At 57.2% G+C, this 21,453-nt stretch carries 17 protein-coding genes; 4 read left to right on the top strand and 13 right to left on the bottom strand.

Annotation, left to right across the window (positions count from 1 at the left end; all coding sequences use genetic code 11):
• Positions 1-94: 94 nt before the first annotated feature.
• A complete protein-coding gene (rph, locus tag CCHOA_RS08025; protein WP_123929197.1) occupies positions 95-823 on the bottom strand; it encodes a ribonuclease PH in 729 nt (242 codons plus the stop codon).
• A 400-nt stretch (positions 824-1,223) separates the two neighbouring features.
• Here rph and CCHOA_RS08030 point away from each other — a divergent pair, with 400 nt between their 5' ends.
• Positions 1,224-2,249 (top strand): hypothetical protein, encoded by a 1,026-nt coding sequence (locus CCHOA_RS08030; RefSeq protein WP_123929200.1) that lies wholly within the window; start codon positions 1,224-1,226, stop codon positions 2,247-2,249.
• A 269-nt stretch (positions 2,250-2,518) separates the two neighbouring features.
• Here the strand turns inward: CCHOA_RS08030 and CCHOA_RS08035 are convergent, their stop codons facing one another.
• The 7 genes from CCHOA_RS08035 to clpS form a co-directional block, all read right to left on the bottom strand.
• Complete coding sequence (locus tag CCHOA_RS08035) at positions 2,519-3,298, bottom strand: MBL fold metallo-hydrolase (protein ID WP_123929204.1); 780 nt, start codon at positions 3,296-3,298, stop codon at positions 2,519-2,521.
• 225 nt (positions 3,299-3,523) lie between these two features.
• Positions 3,524-4,312 (bottom strand): glutamate racemase, encoded by a 789-nt coding sequence (murI, locus tag CCHOA_RS08040; RefSeq protein WP_123931055.1) that lies wholly within the window; start codon positions 4,310-4,312, stop codon positions 3,524-3,526.
• Between the two features lie 387 nt (positions 4,313-4,699).
• Positions 4,700-4,858 carry a hypothetical protein gene (locus CCHOA_RS10695; RefSeq protein WP_164472429.1) on the bottom strand — a complete coding sequence of 53 codons (159 nt, stop codon included), beginning with the start codon at positions 4,856-4,858 and terminating at the stop codon, positions 4,700-4,702.
• Between the two features lie 53 nt (positions 4,859-4,911).
• Positions 4,912-6,183, bottom strand: coding sequence for a hypothetical protein (locus CCHOA_RS08045; RefSeq protein WP_123929207.1), 1,272 nt, complete (start codon positions 6,181-6,183; stop codon positions 4,912-4,914).
• A 403-nt stretch (positions 6,184-6,586) separates the two neighbouring features.
• The gene (locus CCHOA_RS08050) at positions 6,587-7,294 is read right to left on the bottom strand and encodes a rhomboid family intramembrane serine protease (protein ID WP_123929210.1); all 708 of its coding nucleotides are present in this window, start codon (positions 7,292-7,294) and stop codon (positions 6,587-6,589) included.
• Positions 7,295-7,627: 333 nt separating this feature from the next.
• Positions 7,628-8,200, bottom strand: a complete 573-nt coding sequence (locus tag CCHOA_RS08055; protein WP_123929213.1) for a DUF2017 domain-containing protein — start codon at positions 8,198-8,200, stop codon at positions 7,628-7,630.
• Between the two features lie 194 nt (positions 8,201-8,394).
• A complete protein-coding gene (clpS, locus tag CCHOA_RS08060) occupies positions 8,395-8,703 on the bottom strand; it encodes an ATP-dependent Clp protease adapter ClpS (RefSeq protein WP_123931058.1) in 309 nt (102 codons plus the stop codon).
• 371 nt (positions 8,704-9,074) lie between these two features.
• On the opposite strand from clpS, the gene CCHOA_RS08065 reads away from it, so the two are divergent.
• From CCHOA_RS08065 to CCHOA_RS08075, 3 genes are all read left to right on the top strand, one after another.
• A complete protein-coding gene (locus CCHOA_RS08065) occupies positions 9,075-10,433 on the top strand; it encodes a nicotinate phosphoribosyltransferase (RefSeq protein WP_164472430.1) in 1,359 nt (452 codons plus the stop codon).
• A 292-nt stretch (positions 10,434-10,725) separates the two neighbouring features.
• On the top strand, positions 10,726-12,738 hold the full coding sequence (locus CCHOA_RS08070; protein WP_281273267.1) for an ATP-dependent DNA helicase: 2,013 nt from the start codon (positions 10,726-10,728) through the stop codon (positions 12,736-12,738).
• A gap of 332 nt (positions 12,739-13,070) precedes the next feature.
• Positions 13,071-14,678 (top strand): class I adenylate-forming enzyme family protein, encoded by a 1,608-nt coding sequence (locus CCHOA_RS08075; protein WP_164472431.1) that lies wholly within the window; start codon positions 13,071-13,073, stop codon positions 14,676-14,678.
• A gap of 277 nt (positions 14,679-14,955) precedes the next feature.
• Here the strand turns inward: CCHOA_RS08075 and CCHOA_RS08080 are convergent, their stop codons facing one another.
• The 5 genes from CCHOA_RS08080 to ctaD form a co-directional block, all read right to left on the bottom strand.
• Positions 14,956-15,516, bottom strand: a complete 561-nt coding sequence (locus CCHOA_RS08080; RefSeq protein WP_123929219.1) for a DUF421 domain-containing protein — start codon at positions 15,514-15,516, stop codon at positions 14,956-14,958.
• Between the two features lie 169 nt (positions 15,517-15,685).
• A complete protein-coding gene (locus tag CCHOA_RS08085; protein ID WP_164472432.1) occupies positions 15,686-16,525 on the bottom strand; it encodes a YwiC-like family protein in 840 nt (279 codons plus the stop codon).
• A 236-nt stretch (positions 16,526-16,761) separates the two neighbouring features.
• Complete coding sequence (locus CCHOA_RS08090) at positions 16,762-17,616, bottom strand: peptidyl-tRNA hydrolase (RefSeq protein WP_123929224.1); 855 nt, start codon at positions 17,614-17,616, stop codon at positions 16,762-16,764.
• A gap of 73 nt (positions 17,617-17,689) precedes the next feature.
• On the bottom strand, positions 17,690-18,961 hold the full coding sequence (serB, locus tag CCHOA_RS08095; protein ID WP_123931068.1) for a phosphoserine phosphatase SerB: 1,272 nt from the start codon (positions 18,959-18,961) through the stop codon (positions 17,690-17,692).
• A gap of 546 nt (positions 18,962-19,507) precedes the next feature.
• Positions 19,508-21,205 carry an aa3-type cytochrome oxidase subunit I gene (ctaD, locus tag CCHOA_RS08100; RefSeq protein ID WP_123929227.1) on the bottom strand — a complete coding sequence of 566 codons (1,698 nt, stop codon included), beginning with the start codon at positions 21,203-21,205 and terminating at the stop codon, positions 19,508-19,510.
• Positions 21,206-21,453: the final 248 nt, after the last annotated feature.

The raw sequence follows: 21,453 nt of genomic DNA on the forward strand, positions 1-21,453 counted from the left end.
GGCTCGAGTTGCTGGTATCTCCGCCTAGGGAGGAGAGCACTCCGCAAATCGAAACCGCTGTTCTCGCTGTCAACAACGATCGATCAATCCGCCACTATTGCAGTGCGGCGCGCTGCAGGGCGAAAAGCTGTTCGCAACCATCAGCGGCACTATCTAACATGGCGTCGAGCTCTGCTCGCGTGAAGGTGCCTGCCTCGCCGGTGCCTTGGACTTCGACGAAGGTGCCGTCGGCCCGCATCACCACGTTGAGATCAACCTCGGCCCGGGAATCTTCCTCATAGGGCAGATCAAGGCACACACGACCATCAATGATGCCCACACTGACTGCTGCAACTGGTGCCCGCAGCGGATCACCAGGAAGAACACCTCGCTGTTTCAATGTGGCAACCGCATCAGCAAGAGCCACATATGCGCCGGTGATTGAGGCGGTGCGGGTGCCACCGTCGGCCTGCAGGACATCACAGTCAATAGCGATGGTATTTTCCCCAAGCTCCCCAAGATCGATCGCTGCCCGCAGGGAACGGCCAATCAAACGGGAAATCTCATGGGTGCGTCCCTTCACTTTGCCACGCATCGATTCGCGGGGCATACGCTCATGGGTGGCTGCAGGGAGCATCGCATATTCCGCAGTCAACCAGCCTTCACCGGAATCTTTTTTAAACCTCGGCACCCGTTCTTCCACGGAGGCGGTACACATCACCCGAGTATTCCCAAATTCAACGAGGACGCTGCCCGCCGGATTGGTCGTAAATTGGCGCGTAATACGGATGTCGCGGAGCTCATCTAAGGCGCGGCCATCGGCACGCAAAAATTGTTCATCCATAACTCCCCACCCTACCCGTATTCGCGTATCGCTCCCCTAGGCGGGCGGTGTGTAGTGATCCGAACTGCGGTGGTCTGCGACATGTTGCACTGTGCGAAGCGATCCACCCTGAGGAGTTGTCACGGGAACATCTGCAGCACCACAGCCACGTCATCGCCAGTGCCGGTTTGTCACTGTGCGGCGTGCGCTCGGGAAATAGCAAGACTGCTAGGGAAAGCTGTTAAGATACTCCCAGTGTGCCGCCGGTTCGCTGGAGCGTTCATCCTGGCGAACCACCGTCTAGTGTTGTGGCCTTATCCAAGCAGTGGATAAGGTTTTTCGAGACTCCTGCGGCCATGCCTGCCACAGTCACCGATCAAGATTGTTGGTGTCTTGTTCAACCCAGTTCCAAAGAGGCCCCATGTACAACCCGTATGAGTCACTCGGCCTGTCGCGCGATGCCACACAGTTGGAAGCCATCGAGGCGATTCGTCACAAACTCGACGAACTATCGCCCACAGACACGGCTCGCCGCACAGAATTGACGACATTGCTCTCAATTTTCACTGATGAACATGCCCGTGCGGAACTTGATCAAGCCCTTGCTGCAGGCACACTCGACGCCACCACCCTGAAAGCTATTACTGATCGAAGCCTAAGCTCCTCGGCCACATTAACCGCCGATGACTGGGGACAGGCACCGTCGAGCAATACTACAAATTACTGGTCAACTGCCGCTTCGGGCGACAGTGATCGCTGGTCAACAGCCCAACCAGCTACCCCACCGGGTGGGTTCGCTAGTGTGTCAGCCCCCGGTAATGCTTCCAATGGAAGTGCTGCTGCAGACGTTACGACAACAACTGCTGCCACACCTGCGAAGACTGCTACCTCTTCGGCGGCGAAATGGATTATTCCGCTGCTTGTAGTGCTAGTGATCGTCCTTGCTGGAGCGCTAGTGACCTTTTTTGTGCGTGGTAATCACAGTGACTTTGAACCAACTGCGCGTTCCACTACCACGTCCACAAAGGTCGTCGAACAACGCACCACGACAAAAACGGTGACGGCCACCCCGCGAACCTCTGTTGTTTCAACATTTAGCGCCCCATCCTATAGCCGGTACACCCCGTCGACTACCTCCACAGCCAATCAGCCTACCTACCCGCCGAGGTTATCTCCGCCTTCGTCCGATCTGTCCTGTGGGACAGCCGCCGGTTTTACGGCCTACCACTTGACCGAAATTACTTCTTGCCCGTTCTCGCTTGCCACCGGCAGAGAAGTCGCCGACCGGGTGGCCGGGCGCCGTATTCCAGTTGGTGACACATTCACAGTCGAGGTGTATTCCACCGTTACCGAGAAAACCTACTCAATGACCTGCAAATCCTTAGGCAACTTCGACTTCCGTTGTAGCGGCGGCAACAATGCTGTGGTGTTCCTGCGCAGCCTGTAATACCCGCTGTGCCCTGGCAGAGTTGTTGCACCTGGAACGCGGCCAACATGATTCCGCCCGCAACGCCACAACGTCGATGCGCACCAGCACATAACGGGCAGTGCCACAAAACATCGAGCTAGCACATGCCAGCACACCTTCTAGCACGGTAAACCCCATGCTAGAGGGTGTGCTGTTTTTGGTGTGCTGCACGCTGAAGTATCCCGGCATCGGGATGATACGACACAGCCCATCAACGGTGCGGTGATCACCTGTTGCGCTGCAGACTGCTACCTGGATGCGGCAGCTGTAATGTGGTCTCCTGGTGCAGCGATGACCACTTCCCCGCTAAACGCATCCTGCGCCGCTGCCAAGGTGGCTGCCTGATCTTCCCACGGCGGAATGTGGACGAGGACGAGTTTGCCGACATTTGCGCGGGTAGCGATCTCCCCTGCCTCCGCCGCGGACATGTGCATGGCTGGGGCTTTCCCTGCACTCGACGGCCCCCAGGATGCTTCACAAAAAAGCACATCGGCATCGTTTGCACAGTCCACCAGTCGATCGGTTGGTGCGGTATCCCCCGAAAATGCAAACACCGTCCCGTCGGCAGCTTCGACACGCAGCGAATAGGCTTCAATCGGGTGGACCGCCGCAAACGGGGTTATAGTGATCTCCCCGTGGGATTGTGGCACCCCTTCCTGCCAGGCCACAAGGTCAAACGTGTCGCTGAAAGGGTCTGCTGGCGCATCTTCGTCAGTACACAACGGCCCTAACCGAGTAGCAATATGACCCGGCGCAAACAGCATATTGCGCTGCGCTGCTTTCGCGGTGGGATGGTATCGTCGCCACACCAACAGCGAAGGGAAATCGGCACAATGGTCGGCATGTAAATGCGTAAATGCCACGTCATAGTCACCGGGTGAGAAGTTGCCCTGTTGCAACGCGCTGAGCACCCCAGGGCCGGTATCGATCAGCATCCCCGGATAGGTGTCGGTACAGAGCAGAAAACCTGATGCCGCGTTACAAGGACCTGCCAGGGAACCACTACTGCCAAGGATGATCGACTTCATAGCTGCCATTGTTTCACTCTCAGGAAACAAATGCCTACCAGTGGCCTTGGCAACCTAATCAATTCCACATCGGCGCCTATCGGGTGGTGTCACTCACATACGGTTCGGTAATCCGGCAATATTACGGCTGCGGCGCTGCATTGTGGCCATTTCACCGCCGCAATGCACAGGTTCTGCTCATTTTCTGCAACTGTGCCGGCGCCGCATCCGCAGCGTCGGGGATCACTACGCATATCCCAGGTCGGGAAGGGTCGATACTTGTGCCACATGCGGACCTAAAAATCGCGTGGCCAAATGAGCGAATTTTGTCGGTTCCCCGGTGGTCTCAAAGACACGGTTCACCGCCTCCGGCGGTGTGTTGGCAAGCTGGCCGCTCATGCTGAGCTGGCGATACACATCCTTGGCGGTTTCCTCCGCGGAGGACACTAGGGTGACATTATCCCCCATCGCTAACTGAATCACACCTGTCAGGAGGGGATAATGTGTGCACCCCAATACGAGCGTGTCGATGTTGGCTGCCTGCAGGGGCTCGACATAGGCCTGTGCCACTCCTAAGATTTGTCGCCCGGCGGTGATGCCACGTTCCACAAAATCAACAAACCGCGGTGCAGCCTGCGCCACACAAGTAACCCCCGGATAGCTGGTGATCTGCTGCTGATACACCCCGGAGTCAACAGTCCCTTGGGTTCCAAGAACCCCGATGCGGTGATTTCTCGTTGTAGCGATGGCGCGGCGTACTGCCGGCTCAATGACGCCAATCACTGGGATGTCGTAGCGTTGCTCCGCTTCGCGTAAAAATGCTGCTGTCGCCGTATTACAGGCGATCACAATCATTTTCACCCCGCGCTGCACCAGATTGTCTGCAATCTGTCGACTGTGGTGGGCAACAGTTTCCCGGGAGAGTGGCCCATAGGGGCCTTTCGCAGAGTCACCGACATAGATCAATGACTCGTTGGGCAGCTGGTCGACCAGGCTGCGCGCCACTGTCAGTCCCCCGACCCCAGAGTCAAACATGCCGATTGGCCGATTGTCGAAGTCGGTTTCTTCAAATACAGCACCTAATGGTGTTGCGGCACAGTTGTCACGGCCATCTTGAATCACCAACACCACTCCTTTTCATCGTTGCTTCCACAGCCACCGCACCCGAGGCACACCGCTGACCGTCGGTGATGAATACTCAAAGTCGTCGGGTTGCGCACCATTGCGGTGCAAACACAGCGATCACTAGTGCGGCGGACGATTCCACGGCATTGGGGCACCAGCCGCAATCGGCTCATCTGTGTGATAGCGATATCACCACTGGCAGGGTTCATCCCACGCTTGATACAGCGCCTATCGAAGCTATCGTACCGGCTTACCTCTTCTCCAGGTTGCACATCTTGTAGGACGCTGCCTGCAGCGTTAATAGTTCAGCGGCGGCCGGTTGCCGTAGCGCCGATGATCTGCAGTAGCAGGCCGCCGAAAAACCGACAGGCACCGCCATAAAGTGTTGATGACTTTCACGACAGTGCCTGAATCAAAGATTTGGCATGACAGCAACAGTGCAATAGACAGTGCCATGCTGGTTATTCTGTTATATCGCCGAAAAGGCGGAAGGATTACGAGGATGCGTACTAGCCACCGCAGCGACGAATAGGTTGCACGGAGCCGTCAGCCAACGCCTCCCGCAGCACGGCAGCAGCATTGTTGAGCATCACTTGGCCTTGCTCATAGGTACCAGACGTTGGGCGAGCCACCAGCGACACCGCAATATCGCCCCGATCGGTTTGCAGAAGCCCCAGTTGCCGGACAGTGTAGGCACCAATCGCATCAGGCCCCCACCCGCCTTTCAACGCCATATTTGGAATCTGGCCGAGGCCATAGCGCTGGCCGGGCACAATGTTATGCATCGCGTTGATGACTGGACCGGAGTTGGCGATACACGGCAAACCAAAGGTAAACGTTGCCTGGTTAGCGGCAGTCCACATGGTTTGCCCGAAGGCGGAATACCCGGTGGAAGTTGCTGGTGGAACCGTTGAAACCTGATCGCCGCCTTCCCGAATAACTCCAGTAATCTGATCTGCAGCCTGCTGGCCACCCCCCAACGAATTCCACAAGCCAGCCGCAGCCGCATTATCACTTTGAGTAATTGCTGCCTGCATCAGCGAGGTGGTTTGCCCACCGGTGTGGCGCAGTGAAGCAATAGACAACGGCACCTTTGAGGTTGACCAGGCCGGGAATGTCCCCTCGATACCAGCCGCACCAACTTGTGCCCCATCGGCTAAGGCAACTTGGATCGGTCCACCGGCGGCCACAACCATCTGCTGCGCGATTGCAGGAAGATCGTTGGTGAAACCAGTCGGGTTGTCCCCATAGATCGCATCCCCACGGGGATCATGTAAGGAGATGACACATTCATTCCCACGCGGACCTGGTACTTCCGACAGGAAGAATGGGCCTCGTGCCTGCAAGGTGGCAAGTGCGGCATCGTAGATCGCAGGTCCTAGCGCCGAGCAGCCAAAGGGAAGACGTAACTCCCCTACCGGCGCGGAACTCAGCGGAGTTGCCACATAGGCGGCGGTAACCCCAGCAAGCACGGTTGTTGCCGCCGGATTTTCCACGCTTGGGGTCAGTCCGTCTGCGTCTTTGACATCCCCGGTCAATGCGGCAAGTGCAAACTGCTCATTAGAGTGATCCCCTGCAGTGTGCCCCGCTGCTGCGTCTTGAGCATCTTGGCCAGTTATTTGCTCTTGCGCAGGATTCTCACCAGCTGCTCGACCAGCAGCGCTGCTCTGAGCTGCACCAGGCAGTGTTTCCTCACTACTGCACCCAGTTACTGCTGTCATACCTGCGATAAGCAGCGCTAACATGGTGGTTTTCCAGGGGGTTCGCACAGTCGTTTTCACCTCATGATTGATTCACCCTGTAGCTTCTGCGGCAAAACGCCGTTGCGCAGGGCGGTAAAGCTTTTCGCGCGATCATTGTAGCTGTCCTGCTGCGGTGAGGTGAAGCCTTTTCGCAAAACAGCCCCACTTATCCGGCGCGCAACTGCGATACCCCTGCAGAACGCTCGTTAATTCTTTAGCGAGTAGGAAACGATCACTCCAATGCTGTGGAATCATCTGCTAGCCCGGTGCAATCCTCGCAACGCCAGGCATTACGGAAAGAAGCACTCATCAAGGAAATGAAGGAAGTTAAGGTGCTGGCCCATCGCAGCTGCGTTTCGTCATAATCTGCACATGTTCGGTTTGCCACAACGCTGGCAGCACCGGGGATCTATTGCTGTGCGACGAGAACCGGCTGGGCAGGTTAGCGACTTGCACCTGGCAAAGCCGGGGGAACGGTTGTTCCCGGAAGCGCGCTGGGGTGCGGATCGTCACTGCGAATAACAGCTGCCGCAACAACTCCGGCGACTGCACCCCACAAATGACCGTCCCAACTCACCCCAGGTTGTGGCAGGAAACCAAAAACCAGCCCTAGATGGGTGAGTGCTAGACCGACGCCGACCACGATTTGTGACCACGACTTGTTATAAAAACCACGCACGACAAGATAGAAAATCCAGCCGTAGATCACCCCAGATAACCCTGCTGCCGGGTTGCGTAACAACACAAACCCGAGTATCCCGCTGGCGACGACAATGACCGCCGTGGATTCAATAAAGACCCGGTAGCCGCCAAGCCCAATAAGCATCGTGCAGGCGATCGCCACTGACGCATTGCCCATAATGTGCGTCAGCGACAGGTGCAGCCACGGGGAGGTAAACATGGTGTACCACGCCCCCAGATCCCGTGGGTGCAGGGCGTAACGATCAACCAGCGAGGGGTTGAATAATTCTGCTGCAAACACCAGCCAAATCACTGCTTGTACCGCGACGGTTACAACAATTGCCTGTTTCAGGCGTGTTTTCACCAGGTTGGCGCGACCAGCCCACGGTGCGATTGGTCGCCCATCAGCGGTGTATTCCACGGGGTGAGAAGGATCGGGAAAAGGGACGGGTTGATAGCCTGCACTCACCGATGGTCATCCAATCTGTTGTGCTTGTGTGTGGTCATTGCAGCTTTGCTTACACATTGGACTTGCCCGGCATGTTTCCTGCGGGGCAGTCGTGGCGCAGGGCAGCAGTCGCTGCGGGAATCGCGCCAGCCGGCAGCGTCACCGCGAGCTATAACATCCGCCACCGAGGTGGCGAAGTGATCGGTAAAGACTACTAGTCGTCATCAGCCGATTGGGTGCATATCCCCGCTTCAAGCCGGCAAGTCATCCGTGTTGTTCAACTGCTGTGATGGCGAGAAAGTTCCACACCAAGCTGCATTGCAGACCGCGCAATCTTGCGCAACTACAACTGTATTAGGCGCCGCCGGAGGATTCGTCGATGTCTAGATCCCCCATAACCGCACTAAGCAGGGTGTCTTGTGCGTAGCCGAGCCACTCCACCAGGGCGTAGAGTTGCTTCTCGGCGTCCACCCCACCGCCGACATCGCTCGCGGCAATAAACAGCCGAATGTCATTGAGCCCCTGCAGCCAGGCGTCAACGTCAGCTTCTTCGATCTGCACCTGCACCCCACCAGTGGGACCTAGGGCTTCATTGATTTTTTGCAGATTCGTCAGCTTGCCGCGGCAAATGTCGATCTCGTGAAGGGAGCGCAGCAGTTGATTATCCCCTTCGTATTCTTCGTCGCCTTCTCGCTCAAAATCCGGCAAGAGCCGCGCCAGCGACGGGTTTTCGGGAGCGTCCTTATGCCCCGAGGGCATACCAGTAAGCTCTGCGAGTTCGTCTTTTGGCGCCGACTGGCATCGCTCTATGAGCGCTTCAGAAACAGTCGAGCACAGGTTCCCTAATACTTCCCGTTCCATCGGTTCGAATTGGGTGAGAAATTTCACGCCCCGCATGAGGGACTTTTTCCTAGTCCATGGTTCCACTTCGATGTTCCCTTGTGCTCGTCTGTTGATGTGCTTCAGTGTTGCCGATCAACCGTGGCGTACGCCTAAAAAACTGCTGGCCACGGCGACGGTGCGTCTTGCCGCGAATACCCGGCGATGATAATCGGATACGCAGTGAATATTTGCGAATATCGCAGCGTCGGTTACCGGCTGGAAGTAGTGTTCTGCCTAACCTACCCGGCTTGCTGCATGGTTGCCCACAGGCCCGCGGTGTGCAGCTTTTTCACGTCCCCTTCGACCTTGTCTTTCTCCCCGGAGGACACGGCAGCCTTGCCTTCCGTGTGAACTTGCATCATCAGCTCGATAGCTTTTTTGCGGTCATAGCCCAGGATCGTTTGAAAAACGTAGGTGACATAGCTCATCAGGTTCACCGGATCATCCCAGACAATACACATCCAGGGCAGGTTTTCGCTGGTTGCAACCTCAATGTCCGGTTCTTCGATCGTATCGGGCAGCACCGAGGGGGCTGCCGGGTTACTCATCGCTTCCATGGCATAGACTCTAGCGGGTTTACCAGTCGCCTGCTGGTACCACACCACCTGTGCCGCGCCGCAACAGGAAATATTTGCAGTACCGCACTCACCCCAGAACTATCGTGTGCGCAATGTTGCTTCTTGCGGGATTCTGCAATGCTGGCACTTTAGCTTGCTGGGTGGTTGCCGACTCTTCGCTGCGACTCCTGCCTAGATGGCGACCTGATAATCCGCAGACGTAACAGACGCCAAGATAGTTGAGCAGGCGGTTTCTGCTGTGCTCGTTGGAGCGGCACGGTGTAAGTCGGTGAAGCATATGCTGGCGAATTGGCCGCTTCAGGGTTGAGGTTGTGCGACCTGGTTGGACTAGACTGAACCAGGTGATCGATTCGACGAAAACATCCGACCAAACTGAACTTCCCCGCTACCGGTCGTCAGCGCTGCTTACTGACAAATATGAATTCACCATGTTGCAGGCAGCATTGCGGGACGGCACAGCGCATCGCCAATGTACTTTTGAGGTGTTTGCCCGGCGGCTTCCGAATGAACGCCGCTACGGGGTGGTTGCTGGTACTGCCCGCGTGTTGCGCGCGGTACGAGACTTTGTGTTCTCCGAAGAACAGCTGGCCAGTTTGGACTTTCTCGACGATGCAACCCTGGAATATTTACGCCAATACCGTTTCCAGGGTGATATTGACGGCTATCGGGAAGGGGAACTGTACTTTCCGTATTCGCCTCTGTTGACCGTGCGCGGCACGTTTGCCGAGTGTGTCATTCTAGAGACAGTGATTTTGTCTATCCTCAATGCCGATTCGGCTGTCGCTTCCGCAGCAGCCCGCATGGTCACCGCCGCACAGGGACGTGAACTTATCGAAATGGGTTCCCGACGCACCCAAGAGTATGCGGCGGTTTCCGCGTCCCGCGCCGCCTATTTGGCGGGCTTTCATGCCACCTCCAATTTGGAGGCAGCAAAACGCTACGGGATTCCCGCTGCAGGAACAGCCGCCCACTCGTGGACACTGTTGCATGTAGATCCCGATGGCACCCCCAATGAGTTAGCTGCCTTCCAGTCGCAGGTTGACACCCTCGGGGTGGAAACCACGCTGCTCGTGGACACATTCGATATCACGCAGGGCGTAAACAATGCGATTAAGGTTGCCGGAACGAAACTTGGCGGAGTGCGGATCGACTCTGGTGATCTGGGGATTTTGACCCGGCAGGTGCGGGAGCAACTCGACGGGTTAGGGGCGCACAACACCAAAATTGTGGTCTCTAGCGACTTGGATGAGTTCGCTATCGCTGGCCTTGTGGGCTCCCCAGTTGATGTGTTCGGTGTCGGTACTTCGGTGGTCACCGGCTCTGGCGCACCTACTGCCGGAATGGTCTACAAGCTGGTGGAGGCCGATGGGATTCCGGTGGCGAAGCGGTCACGCAAGAAGCAGTCCCGCGGTGGCACCAAGCAAGCGATTCGTGCATGCCGGGCAACTGGTACTGCAGTTGAGGAGATTGTGTTCCCCTTTGGGGCCGATGTTCCCGACACCGGCGAGTTGACGCCATATCAGCTGACGGTGCCGTTAATCCGGAGCGGACAGTTGGTTGATAATCTGCCGACATTGCACGAATCACGCGAATATTTGCAAGGTCAGCTGGTCACATTGCCATGGGAGGGGCTGGCGCTGAGCCGCGACGAACCAGTATTGAACACCCGGTTTGTTGGGTTTACCCAGTCGCCGAAATAGCCCCTAGCCTGCTGCATGCTTTGCCGCTGTTGTTCCGGCTCCACGGCAGGTGGCACCGGTGGTGCGCTGTCATACTGCTATCTTTTCCCTGCCCCCGCGCATACTGGATGCCCCGGTGTGCTGTGCGGGGGCAGTGTTGTGTATGCCCGCACTAGGATTGAGTACTACGACTTCTGCACGCTCCCCTGTGCGGTGTGCTGTGTAGCCTTGCACCGGATACCGAAAATAGCAGGAGTGTGGATAACGCTGTGTGCAAAAAAACGTCGACGTCACGGGAAGGTGGTTTGCCCACGTGAAAGAATCAACACCTGGGAAAACATCCTCTACCGATGACATTAGTGGCAGCTTCGACACACAACAGTTACTTGCCGCTGCCGTGCAAGCACTCGGTGGCGCACCGCGACCAGGTCAACAGCAGATGGCTGACGCGGTGGCAAACGCCTGTATCACAGGGAAACATTTAGCGGTACAAGCTGGGACTGGCACCGGTAAATCCTTAGGCTATCTAGTGCCGGCGGTCGCCTATGCACAGGCTGCAGACACCACAGTGATTGTGTCCACGGCAACGATCGCGTTGCAGCGTCAGCTGGTGGATCGTGATCTTCCCCGGCTTGCGAAGGCACTTGTTCCACATTTAGGCCGAACCCCGACGTTTGCCACGTTAAAAGGCCGCAATAACTATGTGTGCCTGCAGCGTATTAGTGCTGATCCGGAAGGGGATGCGGCACTCGTGGAGGAGGCTGACCTTACTTACCGGGGCAAGCTGATTGCCAAGATCGCCCAATGGGCGCAAGAAACTGAGGTTGGCGATCGGGATTCACTAGATATCAGTGTGCCTGATGATGTGTGGCGGCAGGTTAGTGTGACGGGGAAGGAATGTGTCGGTGCCAGCCGCTGCGCCTTCGGGGAGGAGTGTTTCGCGGAACTTGCCCGCAAACAGGCCAGCGATGTGGATGTGGTGGTGACGAATCATGCCATGTTGGCAATTGATGCTTTAGCCGAAAATCAAGTACTTCCCGAGCATGATGTGATCATTGTTGACGAGGCACATGAGCTGGAAGGCCGCATTACCCAGGTTGCGACTGAACGATTATCGGCGGCAGCGTTAGAGGCTTCCGCGAAACGAGTAAAACAGCTGGGTGCCGGTTCGATTGTGCAACGACTAGTTGATGCTGCAGAGGATTTTGGCCAACAGGTGGCCGAGTTACCACTTGCCCGGATGACCGAGTTTCCGGAAGATCAAACACAGATGTTGAGTGCGGTGCAAGCCTCACTGCAGCAGGTGCATGCGGCGATTAGTCAAAGCCCTGACGGGGAGCGGGATAATGATCCGGAAACGTTCGCCGAACGGGGGCTGCTCAGCGCACATATTGCCGAGCAGCAGGCAACCTGTCAACGTATTTTGGATGTGCACGAAGTCGATGATCCTGCCAAGCAGCGGGATGTGGTGTGGGTGGAAGAGGACTCGCTGGGAGCCCGGGGTTTAGTGGTTGCTCCGCTATCGGTGGCGGGTCTTATCGGGTCGACAATGATGGCGGATTCGACGGCGATTCTCACATCGGCGACGTTGACAACTGGTGGCAATTTCCGGGCGGTTGGTCGCAGCTGGGGGCTTCGTTCGAGTGCGTTTACTACGTTAGACGTGGGTACCCCGTTCACCCCGCAGAAGTCTGGGATTCTTTATGTTGCCAAGCATTTACCTGCCCCGGCGCGGGGGGATCTTTCCCCGGAGGTGCTCGATGAGATGGCTCGGCTGATTATGGCAGCTGGTGGCCGCACGTTGGGACTGTTTTCTTCGAAGCGGGCGGCAGTCTATGCGAAACAGCAGCTTGCAGACCGGCTTCCCTTTGACATTTTGGTGCAGGGGGATGATTCGATAGGCGCGTTGGTTGAGCGGTTTGCCAACGATGAGAATGCATGTTTGTTTGGCACGCTCACGTTGTGGCAGGGTGTCGATGTGCCAGGTCCGAGTTTGTCGCTGGTGCTCATTGACCGGATTCCGTTTCCTCGGCCGGATGATCCGCTGTTGCAGGCTCGCCAGCAGGCGGCGGATGCGGCTGGGCGTAGCGGGTTTATGGAAGTTGCGGCGACCCATGCGGCTTTGTTGCTGGCCCAGGGTGCTGGTCGGCTGTTGCGTCATGTGGACGATAAGGGGGTGGTGGCGATTTTGGATTCGCGATTGGCGTCGAAACGCTATGGGAGTTTCCTGCTTGCTTCGCTGCCGGATTTTTGGCGCACCACTGATCCAAGTATTTGTGAGCAGGCGTTGGTGCGGCTGCGGCGCGCCTATCAGCAAACCGGTTAAGGTGGATGAACATAGCTCGCCGTGATTGCAGGTGTAGCTGAATCAGCAGGTGTAGCTGCAATCAGTAGCGTGTTGATCACCGGTTGCCGCATTGCATGTTTGGCGGGAAGGCGTTTTCCCCGCCAGCTTTGTGTCGGTGTGCAATGCTGCGACGAGTTTGTCGAGCAGGTGTGGGTTCTTTTGCCCGGTCTGCGCAAGCATTGGGGATAGCAGAAGGATCTGGTTTACCTAGTGTGGTGGTGGACTGACGGTACTGTTGGCATTGTTTTGCTGCAATCTCGGTGTGTTGTAACTTACTGGAGAACGAAAGGGCGGGGATGGCCGCAGCGGAGATGACCGAACACGGTGAGGTGCTGTTTAGTGAAGTGTTTACTCACCAGGCGTTAAGTAGCCGACCGATGCTTACTACCGGCGGGTTGACGTTGACTGGTCGGCAGGCCTACGAGGCCTGCCAGCTGCGGCAGTCGCAGCTGTGGGATGCGGGGGTTCGGCCTGGTGATGTGGTGGGGTTGGTGGGTGATACTTCGCTGGGGTTTGCGATCGACCTATTAAGTCTCCTCGGTTTGGGGGCGATTATTGCTCCGTTGTCGCCGTCGTTTCACGGCCTCCGGGCAGCACAGCAGTGGGATTTTTTAGGGCTTAAGTGGGTGATCAACCATCCCCCAACTGATGTGTTTGCCGGGGTGTATGACATTGGCCGTAGCACATCGCCACCTGCTGCTGGGCAGGTGAGTGCTGTTGTTGAGGAGCTCTTTAGTGCAGTGCAGCTCACCCGGTGGCAGCCGCCGGTGACACGCACCTATCCACCGGGGGTGTGTTTGTTGCCGATGACCTCTGGGACGACCGGGCAGGCGCGCGCGGTGATGCTGACTGCGGCGCAACTTACTGCTAATGTGCGCCAGTTTGGGCAGGCCTGCAATCTGCACAAGACAACAGTGGCGTTGTCGCTGTTGCCGATGACCCATATTTATGGCTTGACAGTGTTGCTGCTTGCGCCGTTGGCCGCCGGTGGCCATGTGGTGTGTGAACCGTTTCGTGCAGATCGGTTTCTGAGCCTGCACGAACAGTGGCAGGTGACTGTTTCGTTTATCGCCCCACCGATGGCGCCGCTGTACGGTGGGGGTTCGTCGTCATCCACGGAGCCGCTTGCAGCGTTGGAAACCATTGTGTCCGGGGCGGCTGCCCTGCGGGCGGCCGATGTGGAGACACTGACCACTCATACCGGTGCGTTTCTTGCACAGGGCTATGGACTGACTGAGGCAAGCCCTGTTACGCATCTGCGGCGCAGTAGTGCGCAGCCGGCTACAAGCATCGGTACTCCCCTGCCCGATACCCGCGATCGGATTGTTGACCCGGCCACAGGTCTTGCGGTGGCCGACGGCACTGTAGGCGAATTACAGGTTGCAGGGCCGCAAGTGATGCTCGGCTACGCATTCGCCCCGGAAGCGACTGCTGCAGCACTCACCGAGGATGGCTGGCTGCGAACTGGTGACTTAGGTTTCCGTGATCCTGCCAGTGGGGCGATTGTGCTCGTCGGACGGCTAAAAGACATCATCAACTATCACGGTTACACGGTCACCCCGCATGTGGTGGAGCAGGCAATCGCCACCTGTGCACTGGTCGAAGATGTGGTTTGTGGGGCGCTCATTGATGAAGACGGCGAGGAGGTTGTCGCCGCGTTGATTGTGCCCCGTGTTCCTAATCCGAGCGGTGATGACGCAGGGGAAAAGGACGACCCCACTAGGCGATCAGCGGCATCATTGGATGCTATCTGCAGTGCGTTGATCACCGAGCTGCCACAGGTCTTAGCCCCGTTTGAATTGCCGCGCCAGATTGCACTGGTCACCGAAGTGCCGCGGACGGTCACCGGCAAAATTGTGCGACAGGAACTGTTTCATTCCTCGCATACTTGGCACCATCTGGTATATCCCCGCAGCTAGCAGGTATTGCCAGGAGCATTAGCGCCGCCTGGTAGAAGCTTTGTGTCTGTGCTTCTTGCCAGGGGGATCAGGCTGCACTGCAGCATTTGTGCAACTGTGCTGGAAAAAAAACAACACCACAGCACAGCTGGGCGGGGCAATCAGAGGTTGCTTACCCGCGGCGGGTTACTGTGCTGTGGTGGCTGCTCCAGGGCGTGATGGGCTGTAATCCTGCCGAGCCTTGGAGCCTGTTTGCGAAGGTGTTGCTGCTGATTTTCCTTCAGCTTTCTCTAGGTTGCTACTTCCCCGGTCGCGCCACGCTGTGACGCATGCCTTGCGCGCCAACTGCTTCCAAGTCGGGCAGATCATCTAAGGTGTCACCGTCGCCAAGCTGGTCAAAGGTGATGGTGGATATTGTTCCGTCGGTTTCGAGGATCATTGCAGCAATATCGGTAAAACTGCCGTGCCCCGCCTGCCGGGCGGCTTGCCGAACATCAGCTGCCCCAAGGCGGGCTTTCTGCATGCCAGCTTCAACCATTGCCCCGTTGCGCACCAGTACCACCGGGGAGGCGGTTACTAGTTTGCGCAGCCCTAGCCGATCGCGGATTAGCCGGGCGACAATAAATTGCAGCACTAGCATTAATGCGATTGCCGCCAATCCTGAGCTAAACGCCAGATCAGTGGAGGTGACTGCGGTGGCCAGCATCGAGCCGACGGCCACGGTCACCGCAAAGTCGAAAGCGTTGAACTTTGCCAACGAACGGGCGCCGACAATGCGCAGCATCACCAACAGTGCCACATACGATGAGCTGCCGACGAGCACAATACGAATGATGGGATCAAGTCCGGAGTACCACATTGGGCACATTATTCCTTACCTGGTAATACCTTTACCAATTTGCCGGCTGTACCGGTGGTTTTCCCTTCCGAACACTGCCGCACAGGCAGTTGTTGTGCCGGGCCACGAATGGCTGTAGTTTGCACCGTCATTGCAGGGGCAGATTCTGGGCAGCAGGTGTGTCGGTGAGCTATGGCGCAAGTGCGATACCGATAACGACCGCAACAGTGAAGATCACTTCGAAGTTGCCGACAAACTTCGGACTGAATCGTTTCCCAGTTCGCGCGACTTGCCACGGCATCCACCAGGCACGCACTAAGGCGGCGCCCATCGCCACTGCTGTAAACCAGTGCAAATAGCCGAAGTAAACAAGTCCACCGGTGATCACAAGCGCCACCGCATGCGCAACAATCGAGCCGATAACATAGCGTTGATCACCCCGGTTACGGATCAGCGTTTTCACAAACGGGATCATCGCCGAAAAATACATGGCCAACAGCCCGGTGACTGCCATCATATGGGGGGTGATTGGGCGGCTGACCGCATCAACAGCGACGGGAACCATCAACGCTGCAGCAATCACCGTTGAGATCCCCGATGCCAGCGACCGGGGGCGTTTCTGGATCGCCTCAAATGCAGCAATTGCCACCAGCGGACCGAATGCCGCAGCCCACCACAGCAGATGCGGTGCTTGGGCAAGCACCGCAATCGATGCTGCCGCACAAATCCCCCCATAGACCAACAGTGGGGTGACATATTGCGCTTTGCGCACCGCTGCTGCTTTTGCCCACAGTCCGAAAGCAAAGAACGCAAAATAGCCGGTGTACCAGGCGATCACCAGCGGAACAAGAATTGGCAACCCCCGCAGACTCCCGGCATAACACAACCCAATCACCAGTGGCAGGGTTACCATCACCCAAGCGCCATGCTGGTTAGGTACCCATCCGGTGACCCCACCACGCCGCTTTTTCGCTGCTGGTTTTTCTACCCGACGGGACTTCCCAGCTTGGGTTGCTGTCGCATTGGTCATTGGTTGCTCAACCATCCCTCACTCGTGATAACTCTTTGGCGTGTGGGGCTGACTGCAACACTTTTGTACACAGCCGTCCCCGCCACACCCGCTGATATGGAAAACCCTAACGATCATCTGAGGCCAAAAGCAACCAAAAGTTGGATAGTCCCGCCTAACTTTCCGGCCGCACCTATTGACTACCCGCACAAACACCGCCCAGCCGTGACGGCAATCACAGACTAACGCGTGTGCGACTACGGGTGGGAAACACCGCTTGGCAAAGCGACGACAGTCACCGAATGCGCCGGGATTTCTGTATAGCCCGCATCGACGACCGTGCACGCGCCAGGCAGCCTCCGGGCGGCAGCTATCTGCTCACCGGACGCGGGCACAATGTTGACAGCAAAAGATTGCCCCCACCATTCCACCAGCGCCGCTGCCGGCAGGGAGGCTGCGAGCAGCATTGCCGCATGTCCAGTTTGCGCCGCAGCTTTCCCAGCAGTCATTGCTAACTCATCATGAACCAGCAGGGTGGGAAGCCCAAGATCCACACTGGCGGGGTTCTCCGCCCAAGGAGCGTCAGTACCAGCAATCTGGAGACGATGAATCGCCGGCGGAGTTTGCGCGACCGGATGCGGCACCAAGGCGCGGACTTCCGCAAGGTCACAGTGCGCGGTCACACCAGGTAATGCTGCGGCCACCGCAAAGGGACGTCCCCTGCCCCGTCGAGCGATTTTACGAATCCCCTGCCGATACCAGCACTGCAACGCGTGCGACACCACCGGATCACAGGTTGCCTGATCGCTGAGACACACGGCCACACTGGCACTGGCAGCAGCCGCCAATATTGCCTGACGCGTCAAAGCCACACCGCGCGGCATGTTCACCACCAGTGGCATTGACCAAGGCTCATCCGGTTTGGGGGTGAGGCGACCTTCCCGCCGCGCGTGAAGAAGGAGAAGCTGTTCCCGCGCCGCCTCTATCCCAGCAGCGGAAAACGTCATGGCAGACGCCGACACAGGGATATCCGCACGGCGAGCAGACACCGCTGAGTCACCAGTGAGTTGCGGGCGACCATGTGCTGCGGCATCAGAGCGAGATAAGTTCATGTTTGATCACTGTAAAACGAGTTGGCGGCAGCACCGAACCGTTGACGCCACCTCCCGTGGCATGGCCAGAATGTTAGCGAGTCGGCGGCAGCGGTACACGCCGCGAATCACCATCGCCGTGTTCGCGAACCGCGTCGTCGATCTCATCGCGAGAGATACCCAAAATGTGGAGTACCTCATCAAGGAAAGGATGATTCACCGAAGCATCAGCGATTTCTTTCAGCGCAGGTTTCGCGTTAAACGCAATACCCAGCCCGGCAGCTGAAAGCATGTCGATATCATTCGCCCCGTCACCCACAGCGACTGTCTGATGCATTTGCAACCCTGAATCGGCTGCAAATTCAGTCAATAGACGAGCCTTCGCCGCCCGATCAACAATGTCTCCGATCACCCGGCCGGTGAGCTTACCGTCAACAATCTCGAGGGTGTTTGCAGCCACATAGTCCAGTTGCAGATCTTCAGCAAGCCCCGTGAGCACCTGAATAAATCCCCCAGAAACAACCGCTGTCCGGTATCCCATCTGTCGGAGTGTTTCAATGGTGGTGCGTGCACCTGGAGTGAGTTCAATCGCACGGGCAACCTCGTCGATGACCGACGCATCTAAGCCGGCAAGGGTCTTCACCCGTTCCCGCAAGGATTCTGCAAAGTCGAGCTCGCCGCGCATGGCTCGCTCGGTCACTTCGGCAACTTCTTTTTCCCGGCCAGCATGGGCTGCCAACATTTCAATAACTTCGCCGGTGATCAGCGTGGAGTCACAGTCGAAGCAGATCAGCCGTTTGGAACGACGCAACAACCCTGCCCGCTCAATTGCGATATCGACACCAATTTCGGCGGTGAGCAACGCCAATGCTTTCCGCAAGGCCACCCCGCCACCGGGTTTCGGATCGGCAATGGTGATTTTCAGCTCCAAGCCAGTCACCGGATAATCGGCAATACCTTGGATTGTGTCAATATTGGCACCATAGTTCGCCAAGGTTTGCCCAATTTTTGAAATGTGCGCAGCGGTCACCGGGTTCCCCAGCACCACAACAGCATGCGTAGAGGCCACCCGATTCGGCTCGAGGGCTTCCCGGGGTTCCACGGTCACGGTTTGGCCATAGCCCCGCAGCGTGTCATTTAACCCGGTGATCAACGAATCAATATCGGCAGGCTGGTAACCAACAAGTGCGGCAAGATTAAGTCGCCCCCGAAAGAGTGACTGCTCGACATCGAGCACCTGCACACCGCGCGAGGATAACACTCGGAAAAAGGCAGCGGTCACCCCTGGCCGGTCGAACCCGGAAACAGTAATGACTGCAGGGGCTAGCCCGGAGGCAAGACCAACCATCACTTCTTGTCCGGCCATGGATGCTTCACTTGAATTCGATGCTGTAGCAGACACGCCAATTATTGTTGCACGATTGCCAGGAAAATACTGCTCCTACCCCTCAATGAGTGGCGGGAATGACAGTGCCCCACAACCTGCTCACTAGTTGCAGCTGTTGCACAACGAAAAAGGGCAGCCACTGAGGGCTGCCCTTTTTCAATGAAGATCGTATGCAGTTGTTTAACGCGTATTTCAGCAGGTGTGCACCCTCAATTACACGCTTGATCTTGGCCAACGCCGTTTGTTCGGGCTTATTTGTCTACCGGACAAACAACCGTGGTATCGACGATCATTTTGTTCTTTGGTGGTGCACCATCAACGCTTGACGCGGTGCCACCGCCCGTCTGATATTGAGTTTCAGCCGGACACGCTTGCTATTTAGGGACGAAAATTTTCATTCTCGCAACTGCAAGCGATGCTATGTAGCCGGTGAGCAACGATAACTCGTTGCCACTGTGCAATTTGCTGACACCGCCATCGAACGATCACCTGCTGTGGCGACCGTCCGATGCAATCGCCAGTGTCTTATTTCTTGTGGCCGACGTGTGCCTCGGCACGCATCCGCGCCACCATGTGCGGGTAGTGCAGTTCGAACGCAGGACGCTCGGAACGGATCCGCGGCAGCGAGGTGAAGTTGTGCTTTGGAGGCGGGCAGGAAGTTGCCCACTCCAGGGAGTTGCCGTAACCCCATGGGTCGTCGACGGTGACGATCTCGCCGTAGTTCCAGGACTTGAAGCAGTTCCAGAAGAATGGCAGTACCGACAGGCCGAGGATGAACGCACCAACGGTGGCAACCTGGTTGAACGGAGTGAAACCGTCGGAGTCCAGGTAGTCGGCGTAACGACGGGTCATACCCATGTTGCCGGCCCAGTGCAGGATGAGGAAGGTGGTGTGGAAACCGATGAAGGTCAACCAGAAGTGGATCTTGCCGAGCTTCTCGTCGAGCATACGACCGGTCATCTTTGGCCACCAGAAGTAGAAGCCCGACCAGGATGCGAACGCCACAGTACCGAACAGGGTGTAGTGGAAGTGCGCAATGAGGAAGTAGGACTCAGAGATGTGGAAGTCCAGCGGCGGGGAGGCCAGCATAATACCGGTGAGGCCACCGAAGAGGAAGGTCACCAGGAAGCCCATGGCGAACATCATCGGGGTCTCCCACGAGATGTGACCCTTCCACATGGTGCCGACCCAGTTGAAGAACTTCACACCGGTTGGAACCGAGATGAGGAAGGTCATGAAGGAGAAGAACGGCAGCAGGATGGCGCCAGTCACATAGAGGTGGTGGGCCCACACAGCCATGGACAGTGCACCAATAGCCAGGGTCGCGAAGACCAGGCCGACATAGCCGAACATTGGCTTACGGGAGAACACCGGAATAACTTCCGAGATGATGCCGAAGAATGGCAGCGCCAGGACGTACACCTCAGGGTGACCGAAGAACCAGAACAGGTGCTGCCACAGCAGGGCGCCACCGTTGGCTGGGTCGAAGAGGTGTCCACCGAGCTTACGGTCGTACAGCACACCAAGCGCGGCAGCGGTCAGCATCGGGAAGATCATGAGCACGATCAGGCAAGCAACAAAGATATTCCAAGTGAAGATCGGCACACGGAACATGGTCATACCCGGTGCACGCAGGCACAGCATGGTGGTGATCATGTTGATAGCCGAAGCAATGGTACCGACACCACCAGCGCCAACACCGATGATCCACAGGTCAGAGCCAACGCCTGGGCTGTGAATGGAGTCAGACAGTGGGGAGTACATGGTCCAACCGAAGTCGGCTGCACCACCTGGAGTGAAGAAGCCTGCACACATAGCGACACCGCCCACGAGGGACAGCCAGAAGCCCAGTGCGTTCAGACGCGGGAAAGCCACGTCAGGTGCGCCAATCTGCAGCGGGAGGATGTAGTTAGCAAAACCCCACAGGATTGGCGTGCCGTACAGCAGCAGCATCAAGGTGCCGTGCAGAGTAAACAGCTGGTTGTACTGTTCGTTTGTCAGAAATTGCAGACCCGTGTGGAACAGCTCAGCACGGATCAGCAGGGCCATGAGACCTGCAACTACGTAGAACACGTAGCTCATGAGCAGGTACATCAGACCGAGGTTTTTGTGGTCGGTGGTAGTGAGCACCCGCCACGCAAAGTTACCTGGCCGGCCATTGCCCATTGGGGCTGGCCGTGCCGGGGCGACCGAGTGGTCTACCCGAGGCACTACTGCGGTCATAGATTCCTCCTGAATTACGCGTTAGTCCCCCACAGGGAACCAATCTAGTTTTCACGCTGGTTTGATCGTAGTGGACTAAGCGACTGTATTTCCACTGATCCCACCTGCTAATCCGCCGCATCCCGCCCGCCAACCTGATTCTGCAGTAGGCTCATCAAAACACCTGCCAAGTGTTTTCTTCACGTCCCCCCAGCGCGCAGGAACCCCAACTCGCTTTCTTGTGATATGGCCCACCTTTAAGCTTGGGT

The sequence above is a fragment of the Corynebacterium choanae genome (assembly GCF_003813965.1).
GTDB lineage: Bacteria > Actinomycetota > Actinomycetes > Mycobacteriales > Mycobacteriaceae > Corynebacterium > Corynebacterium choanae.